1 protein-coding gene (only partly in view) is annotated in these 10,088 nt (G+C 68.2%); it reads right to left on the bottom strand.

Going from position 1 to position 10,088, the window contains the following annotated elements; all coding sequences use genetic code 11:
- Window positions 1-10,088: part of a GNAT family N-acetyltransferase coding region (locus tag JZ791_RS34705; protein ID WP_216900583.1), annotated on the bottom strand (this coding region is incomplete at both ends). The annotated region continues 17,756 nt past the right edge of the window; the window shows 10,088 of its 27,844 annotated nt.

Here is a 10,088-nt window from a genome sequence, read left to right as displayed (position 1 = left end):
ACACCGGAGTACTCGTATCGTCCTGTGCCGGAAGGTAATTTCGTGTCGTGGTCCCTTCCGCCGCATCGATCAGTTCGATCCGGCCCTGCCCGCGCGCCGCCTGCCGATACACCAGCCGCACAGCGTGGCCCACGGATTCCCCCGGCTTCGGCGGCACCGTGACGACGATCGACTCACCACGCTCATCGAGCAGCCCGCGTGCCTGCAGCCATTCTCCCCTGGCCCGCAACGCCTCCCATGCCTGCCGCATGGACCCGAACCGATAGGCCCGGGTGCGGGTCCTGGAAATCACTTCGGCCGCAGGCATTCCGGCGGTGAGATCACGCTCGAACAGGTCTGCGGGCAGGTCGTCGGCCCCGGCGACCCAGCCGTTGGCGATCAGATGGTCGATCACCGCAGCCGGGCCACACAGATTCACCCGCGGCGCACCCGGGCGCACCCGCAACAATATCGCGACGGTCAGCGCGCGCACCAGGACCGCGGTATCCGAATCGCCGGCGTAGTCCGCCAGCAGCCGAGCCAGTATCAGGGTCGCACCGGGGGCCTGGTCCCCCAGGACGACCAGGTCGGGTATCACACGGTTCACCGACTCCATGACGTCCACCGCCATGCCCGTGCCCCGTTCGTCGAATAGGCGAATCTCGGTGAAGCCGTGCAATTCCCGCAGCGCCGTCAGTTCCTCGGCCAGGTCACTGCCGCGCGGATCGTCGTGGCCGAACCACAGCAGCAGCGGTGGCCCGTCCGCCGGACGCCCCGCGATCGCCCGGCGCACCCGGTCCTCGACCTGTTCGCCGTCACCCTCGATGACATGGACATCCAACGGACGTCCGGTACCCGGCCCAGCGGCGTGGTCCGGCCGATACTCGGGCATGCCGATCCGGACTTGCACACCGCCGCGCCCGCCCGAGAACGACGGATTCACCAGCCACTCGACCGGTGTCGCCGGACCGGCCGTCGCGATGGCTTCCGCGACGGCCGCGCGCGCGGCGCTCGCCTCGGCGATCAACCGCAGCCGATCACCGCTGCGCTCGTCCTCCCGCGGATCCTGATGCAGGCGATCTTCGAGGAGTTCCCGAGTGGCGTCACCGGCGATATTCGTCTCGTCGGTGGCATGGTCGAGGACTAGATCGCGGGCAATCGCCCGGAACCGAGGCGACATCCAAGGGTTCGAGGCCACCCCTGTGGCGTTGTGCGTCAGGTACGAAGTCTGGTGGAGGACATCGAGTTCCGGCACATGTTGCGCGACGAGCCTCCGGTGGCGAGGGCCGATGGAATCGACATCACGGGCCAGGATTCGAAGCAGATGGGCGGCATGCTCGGCCACGGCCGGTGACAACGGCCCACCCCACGCCGCACGCTCACGATCGCCCGCTTCCTGGCCGGGCAGAGCCGCACCGATCGGATAGTCGAATCGCACCCACCACGGCCCGGCCGCACCGGTCAGACCCGCATCCGCGATCAGTGCCGTCGCCCCGTCCGCGGTATCCGCATCGACGCCGAGTCCGGTGATCTCCACACTGACGCGTCCCGCGTCCGGAGTTCCGATCAGCGTCACCGTGATCAGTCCATAACTCACCGCCAGCGGATATGCCCGCACCAGCCGTGCGGCCAGCTCCTCCAGGGCGTCCATGTCAGTGCGCCGCCACGGGGGCAGCGTCTTGCGGATGGCACCGCGAATCGCATCCAGGCTGTCCATCGACGCACCCAGCTCGCCCGTCGGCGGTTGCCAGACGCCGCGTCCGACGACCTGCTGGTCGGCTCGTGCACGCAGGATCGACTCCAGCGCCTGCGGATCGAGTACCGCATTCCCGAGCGGCAGCTCCCCGATCGCGAACGTGCCACGAGTCCCCTGATGTACCAATGGATCCCGTCCACCGACAGACTCGACCTGCCGTACCCATTCTGCTACGCCGGCGGAGGTCTCCTCCCAGCTCAGGTATCGGGGACCGAACTCGTGTGCCTGGGCGTGGATCGCACCGAACCGCAGCACCAGGCCTGCGGCGGTCTGCACGAACGCGAAGCTCAGCATGCCGGGCCGCCCGGCTAGGCGCTCGATGACGGCCCTCAGTGCCTTCGTGATCTGCTCGGGCACATCACTGTCGGCGGCGAACCAGCGCGGGGCGATCGCCGTGCCCTCGATCAGCGACTCGGCCTCGTGGGTGCTGATCCCCTGTGAGATCGGCACATGGCCGATCCTCAGCGGGACGCTCCCGGGCTCGCCGTCCCGGCCGAGCAACTCGTCGTAGCGCTGTGCCAGCCACTGGCCGCCGAGAGACTGCTCGGTCTGCCGGGTACCGGATTCGCGCACGGCCTGGCCGAGTTCGGCGATCGTGCGGTCGGGATGCCCGGCGGCATCGAGGCTTTCGACGCGCAAGGTCTGCAGGAACGGGGGGCCCTCGACCGTCCAGCGCAGCACCCCGGGCACCCCGGCAAAAGAGTGCAGAGCATCGGCGATCAGGCGCTGCGCCTCCCGGACCTGATCTTCGGTCCAACCGTTCATCTTCAGATGACCGCCCAGCAGCAGCCGGGCATCCTCGACGAGGAGAGCAGGGTCCGGTGGCACGGTCAACTCGAAGGACCGTCCGGCGATCGGCTGGGATCGCAGCATCGTCCGGCCGGCGCCATATTCGCCTGCGGGCCGCAGCATGAGCCGTGGTCCTGGAACCTCCACCCCGGCCGTCCACCCGGACAGCTCGACCTCGAGCAGGCCCGAGGGATCCACCAAGACTCGCGCTCCCACCGGGCCCGGCCGCTCGGTCATCGTGCGGCGCACCAGATTCGCCACTACGATGCGGGCCGCACGGATGCCACCGGGTGTCCGGAAGCCGGTCTCGAGTTGCGCCTGTGCTGGGAACTGGTGGTCCAGCAGCATTTGGGTGACCGTGGCAGACAGCTCCTCCAACGATTCGCGATCACGCGGATCGATCACCACGTCCCGCATTTCGGTGGCGGGATCCACCGTCGTCCGGGTTTCCGCGGCTGGGCGTTGGTATTCGACAGCGAAAGTGACTGTGGTGTCGCCATTTTCGGTATCGATCGCGGACCATGACGACGCGTGAGCGTCCAATGTCGACCGAAGCTGTGAACCGGGTCGCAGGCTCTGGGTGAACCGCCCGCGCACCGAGCCGGAGAGCACCACACCGAACGGCTCCATGGTGGACTGATCGTTGCCACCCGTCAGTACCAGATGGGCGGGCTGCTGTGCGGGCAGCTGCGCCAGCGCATTGTGCAGGGCCGCGGCCATAGCGCCGCATCGGTCCCGTTCCCCACCCAACCACATCACGTGGGCCGCGGCGTAAGCGTAGATCTCAGGGATGATCCGTTCTGCGGACAGAAGATCCTCGGCGGGCGTCTCGACGTCCACCGCCCACGGTTCCATGCGCTGGCTGGCTAGTGCTGCACTCGTCATGGTCTGCTGATCCAGCCGCAGCTCCCGCACGGCGTTATCCGAATCACCGTCGTCGGCAACCAGGGTCAGCACCTCATGACCTGGTTCACCGGTTATGCGCCAGCGCAGGCGCACCATTCGGTCCGGATCGAATCCGAGCTGCTCGACGAAGCGGTCCAAGACCAGCCCGGCCGCCACCGCCGCCGGACGGAACCACCCGTGTTGTTCGTTCAGGGTGGTCCGGAGCTGATTCGAGATGGTTTCGGTCCCGGGTCCGCCCGGCTGGAAGCGGAATTCCCGCTCGCCGCCACCGGGATCCGGCGGCGATTCGCCGGCGCCGACGCGGGTGTCGTCGGGCAGTCGCAGGACGGGTTCAGGTGTCGTGGCGACCGGGTGGGCCGGGCGCACGACCCGTCGTTGCGTGCCGTCTGCCGTACGCATCGTCCGCCCGGGGTAGGTGATCAGATACCGCTGCACCACCTCGCGTGCGGGCCGGTACGAGCTGAAACTCACCCAGCGGCCGGTGTCGGGGTCGTATCGCTGGACGTCGTCGCCGTAGTGACGCAACAGGATCGCATGGGCCAGACCGCGGCTGCCGACCGGAGTCGCAAACTCCTCGATCATCCAGGCCCCGGCGACCGTGTTCGGAAGCAATTCCGCCAGAACGGTATCGGGATCGGTGTTGCGCAGCGGAACGGCCACGCCGCCGGCGAGCCGCTGCAACTGCTTTCGATTGACACCCTCGAGCCCGATCCGGTCCGGATCTATTCCGTCGGGGTCCCCGCCGCCCACTTCGCCCGCCGAATCGGGACCGAACTCCTCGATGTGTTTCCCGTGTACGACACGCACACAGTCCATCTCGTGCCGCGGCCGCCGATCCGGCAGCATTCCGTCGGCGAAGGCGGCCAGATGCGGCAGCAGCTCGGCCGGTGCGCCGTCTGGATCCACGAGGTACGCCAGCGGATCGAGCGTGTTGCCCGCGCCGAAGAGGTCGTCCTCCAGGAAAAACAGTGCGGTACCGGCACGCTCGCGTTCGCGCAGGCTGCTCAGCCGCGTCTCGTCCAGCCCCGGGTCCAGGAACATGATGCGCCCGAACGGGAACCAGTTCGGGTCCATCCAGTCGGTGGCGACACTTTCCAGCTCGATGGCCGCGTCCATGCCCAGCGCGATGATCGCGACCTGCGCGTCACCGTCCTCGTAGGCGCCCTGCAACCGGGGACCGTGGCTCACTATCACCGTGATCCCCCGCTCCGGATCGCGGGCCTTGGCCTCGGCGTACAACGTCGCGGCCGCCGCGACCTCACGCTCGAGAGTCGCCGGATCCCCCAGTGCCGCACTGGTACGCAGGTATACACGAGTAGTGGCGGTATCCAGGAGATCACCGACCGCGATCTCCACACCGTCCTCGGTATTGGTCCGCAAGTGGGTATGCGGCGCGCTTGGGGCGGTCCGCATGGCCCGGTGGATGGCGGCCGGGTCCATCAGCGCACCGTCGAACTCGTTCAGGCTCGACATATTCGACATGTGCCGAATCAGGATCCCCAGCCCGGGCGCCCGGCCCAGAACGCCGGGGACTGTGTTGAGCAACGCATCGCGCTGAGTCCGATCGAGCTTCCCGAACCACCAGCGCCGGTTGGCCTCCGCGCTTGCGGGCGTCTCGGCGGGCCAGCGCGGCAGCAGGATATCCGCGGCCATCCGCTCCACCGGTAGCGACGGATCGCTGCGCGAGTGTTCGGTCAGCGCATGCAGGGCGATTGCTTCGTCCCACAGGTGCCGGGCCGCATCCGGCGGGGTGTCTTCGCCCTCCCATGCGAGCCGGAGCGCACCGCCCGTCACCGAGGTCTCGAGTTGGTCCTGCTCTCGTCCGGCGACGACATCGACCATCGCCGCCATCCGCCGGGCCGCATCGGCGCCACACGGGCTCAGATCGATCGCCACATCACCGTCCGATGCGGCGACGGTGATCAGGACCTCCGCCTGCCCATGGGCGGTGGCCGTGTCGAGTGCGTCGAGGACGACCGTCACGAACGGATCCACCAGTGAGGACGCCTGGCCCCGCAATGCCCGGCGAACCGCGCGCTCGATGCGCCTGCGCATATCCGGCTGCCCGGGCCCCTGATACGTGGCATAGGGACGGTCCCGAGGCAGGAACAGATCACCGATGACCTCGATAAGTTCCCGCAACGGCGGGCCGCTGAAATAGGAATGCTTCCCGTGCCCCTCGCTCGGACGCAGGGAACGCGCGCCGAATCGGCGATCGTCCGGGCGTATACCGAGATGCCCACGCGGATAAGGCCTTGCGGATTCACCGGGGATGTACGCCTGGCTCTCGCCCAGATCGTCGTCCGCGGTGTAACCCACGTAGATGTGCTCGCCTGCGCCGAATTCGGCCGCTGCGCCGATCGGCCCGGCTCCCGGCGCGGACAGCAACGCGACCAGATCGGCAAGGCGTTGCGGCACCTCGGATCCGGTGTTCACATCGCCCGACCGCAAGGCGTGTCCGGCGACCACCCCGCTGTAGCCGTAGCCGATCACCGCGCTCGCCATGAGCTTCGGGGCTCGACCGAGTTCGGCAAGCGTACGCCGGCCCGCCTCGTAGGCGGCCAGATGCTTACGAAATTGCAATCCGGCGTGTTCGGCCGCGGACGGGGTCTGCGCGCCGACCGTATCGGGCGTCGGCCGATCGTGACCGTCCCAGACGAAGATCACCGGCTCCTGGTCCGGCATCGCCTCCCGCAGTGCGAGATACAGGGACACGGCGTCGTCCATATCGTCGGACAGATCCGCCAGATTGCCCGACTCGGCGTCGGGCCGCAGCCCGGACAGGATGTGCACCGCCACGGTTGCCGATGAGGCATCGCCGACCACCGCCGTCGCCGAGCCATTGTCGTCGTACGCACCCGCGTTGTAATCCCGCATCTCCACCGGCACCAGGGCGAGTTCCTCACCGAGCCTGTGGGACGCGACACTGAAGGCCCGCCGGACCTGTTCGCCGTTACGCCGCCGCCGCGGCGAATGCTCGGGCGCGGACCGGTGGATCCGCGCCTGCTCGATGATGTGTGCCGCGTGTACGGCCTGCGGCGGCAGGCATCCCACCGCGTTGCCGAACAGGGCGCCCAGCAGGACAAGCGCGCTCAGATCCGCCCTCGTCAGGCGGGTCGCCGACCATCTCGTATTCCGTACGGCCTGCTCGACGACGCCCTCGACAGTGTCCGACGGCACCAACTGTCGCAGTGCTCGCACGATGTTTCCGTCGCGTAATTCGGCGCGCGCGGCCGGATCCAGATGAAACAGCGCGTACATCACTCGGGCGCGCGCGAAACAGGATCCGGCACTGCCGGATTCGGTCGGCTGCCAGTCATCCGGCACGCCCTCGTACTCGTGGTAATCCAAGGTCAGGCGGTGATGCTCGATGCCGGGATCGAGCCGGTTCGCGGACAGCGCGCCGCGTGGCAACTGCTCATCACCCGAAACGTCTATCTGGATGTGCCGCCCGGGATAGTCGCTGTCCGGCGGCTGGTCCAGGAACGCGATGGTCAGCAGACCCTCGCTGTCCGGATACTCGTATCCGTAGCGGACGACCACCTCCAAGATCTCCATACGGGCGCGACGGGCCTCGTCGGGATCGGACCAGCCCCGCATAGCGCGTGTGATCGCCTCGTCGACCGCTTGTTCGCAATCGGCGCCGCGACCGAAGAAGATCGCGGTCACATGGCCCGGGCCCTCGTTCTCGCCCGAGACGAGCACGGCGGGCGGATTCGGCGGATTGTCGCCCTGGCCGGACAAATCCATCATGAGCAGCGAGTCGGAGCGCTCGTCCTCGGAGCCTTCGGAGTCCTCGGATTCCGAGCTGTCCGGCGATCCGGACGAGTCCGCTCGAACAGCAACGGGTTTGCTGGTCGTGCCGTCGAAAATGCCCGCGGATCCGCGCCCCCCGGTACGCAGCGTCGCCGCTGCCCGCGAATCCCATTGGGCGGCGGCCGGTGCGCCGGTGCGCCGCGCCATGGGGATATCGAATTCGGCGAAGCGAAGCGCGCCACCGGTCCAGGCTTGCAGGTGTGCGTCCACCGGGGCGAGACCCGCGAGGGACCCCAGCCAGTCGGCCTCGGCGTCACGCAGACCGACCGGGGACAGTCGTGACAGCGCCGTATCCGGTGCGGCGATGCCGGCGCGCAGGCGTGGCCCGGCCTGCGTGCCGACAAGGGCGAGAGTCAGCACACCGCCTCCCTCGACGGCCGTGGCCAGTAGCCGCGTGATGATCTCCCGCATCCTGTTGCGTTGCGCCACGGACAGATTGGCCAGCAGCGGCCGGATCTGCCGATCCAATACCGCGGCGGACACGATCTGGACCGAGTTCAACTCGCACAGGATCGGACTCGCACCGACGGATCCATCGGACCAGGTTCCCGACGCCGAGATCCGCGCGTCGGTCAGCAGTTCACGATAGTGACCGGTCAGCCACTCGTCGCCGAGAACTGCCCGGGTGAACGGCATATCCGGCGTGGGAGAGATCCGCAGCATCGGCAGCAGCCACTCCGGACCGAGGACCAGCCCGGTGGCATCCACCCGTACCGATCGCAAGACGAGGCCGTCCTCGCCCGGCACGAGTTCCCACCGCAGGAATCCGGTTTCCCCCGTGCGGAAGTTCCGGCGCAGGAACCGGGTGATCAAACCCTGTGCGGCACGAAGCTGCTCGGGATCCTGCACACCGTGGGTCATCAGATGCGCGAGGACCATCGACCGCGCGTCGTATTCGATCCCGCGCCGCTCGCTGCCCGGAATGTAGTGTGGCCCGGCGTCCGGATCGGATCCTGGCACCGTCAGCTCGACGAATTCATCCGTGATCGGCACATACGGCACAGCGGAATCGGGGTGCACCGGACGCCATGCCGACCACCACACCACCGCGCCGTCCGCATCGAAGACTTCGACGCTCACCGCTCCGGACTCGGTGACCTGTGCCTCGATGGTGAGCGGACCGGTCGCCAGTACCACCAGCGTGCCCACTGCCCGCACGACGGCATTGGCGGTGAGGGTGATGTCCATCGGCAGCTGCCCGGAATCGCCGGACCGATCCCACACGAAGAACTGGTCGCGGGTGTTCATCAAGCCCTCGAGGAGATCGAGCCGCATCTCATTCAGGTTTGTCAAATCACCTGGTGCACAACGTATCCGCAGGCTTTCCATGGTCTCGTCGGTGTGCCCGGTCGGGATGCGAGCCGGACCGACCGGCCGATGCAACTCGAAGGCGATGGTGTCGGCATGGTCGCCCGCTCCGATGATCTGCCAGCTCGCCGCCGCATCTTCCAGCACGGTCAATCCCGCGTCGAGCGTTGCGGCACGGTCGAATTCGCCCCACAGCCGCCCGGCAAGCACTCGATCCCCGCCCAGCACCCGCAACCGCAGCGTCACGTCCGCATCCGAACCGACCTGGTCGATCAGCTCGGAAACGGACGCGACAGCGCGATCACGGTCGTGCTCGTGCCAATCCCGCAGCAACGCATCGACATACGCACGAACTTGCATACTCCGCGCAGGTCCGGCAGCCAGGTGCAATCGGTGACCCGCGCGCGCCGCGTCCGCCGCGGACCGGGCCAGCTCCGACAGCCCAACCGCCGGAATCCGGCGCTGCCCTGCACGGCTCCTGTGCGCCCCGGCCGGCTCCCCATCCGACGCACCGACAGTGAAGTCCGCGCCGTGACCGGTTTCCGGATCGACGAGCACGGCATCTCGCGACATCACCGGCCAGCCGTCGACGGTCAGACCACCCCACACCGCACCGCCGCCGGGAGCGGGACGCTCGATCGGACCCGACCGACCGGCCCGCACATCGATGAGTTCGACCCGCGCCTGCTCGCCCACCGGATGCGTGTACACCAACCGGAACGCGTGGCCCAGCGGCTCCGCACCCCGCGGCGGTACCGTCACGATCAGCGACACACCGCCGTCGGGCAGGCCTCCCCGCTCCGGATGCTTCGGGTCCTCATACCACTGGCCCGTCGCCCTCACCAGGTCGTACGCCGCACGCAGATCGGTGAAGTACTGGGGCCGACCACCGGAACTCCCGATCACCTCCGCCGCGGGCGCACCGTTTCGCGGATCGACGGGCGGCAACCAGACCCTGGCCCATTCCTCCTCGTATTCGACACCCTCCGCGTCCCTGCCCGTCTCCCGTCCGGAAGCCCGCGCAAAGTCCAAAACCGTTGCCGGGCCGCACAAGTTCACATTCGGCGACTGCAACAACAACGCCAGCGTCAGCGCACGTGCGATATTCGTCGCCGGTTCCCGAATCGGCTCCGCCCGCACGAATTCGCCTGATTCGAGCGGTGTTTCGGGACGCTCGGCAGTCGCGGTGGATCCATCGCGGCGGGACGGGGACTCCGGGACCGGCGCCAGCCAGTAGCGCGCAGCACGCGCCGCGCCGGCCAGTCCGGCCTCGGCGGCCGCAGCCGCTCGCTGATGATCGGCGGTGGCGATGAGCTCATCGATGTAGGCGTGGGCCGCCGGGTTCGTGTAGTACTGCAGCCCGAATTCGGTGTCGGACAGCGATTGCGGTTGCTGTCCGGTGATCGCGCGCAGGCCGCGGTCACCCACGTCGAGGTGCTGGTAGATGATCTCGCGGCCGGAATCGCGCAGTCGCGATGCGAAATGATCGAGTAGCGCACGCGGATCACGCAGGGCGGACGCGATCAGGACCCGT

The sequence above is a fragment of the Nocardia alni genome (assembly GCF_019038435.1).
Classification (GTDB): Bacteria; Actinomycetota; Actinomycetes; order Mycobacteriales; family Mycobacteriaceae; genus Nocardia; species Nocardia alni.
This window is presented reverse-complemented; position numbering and strand designations above follow the sequence as displayed.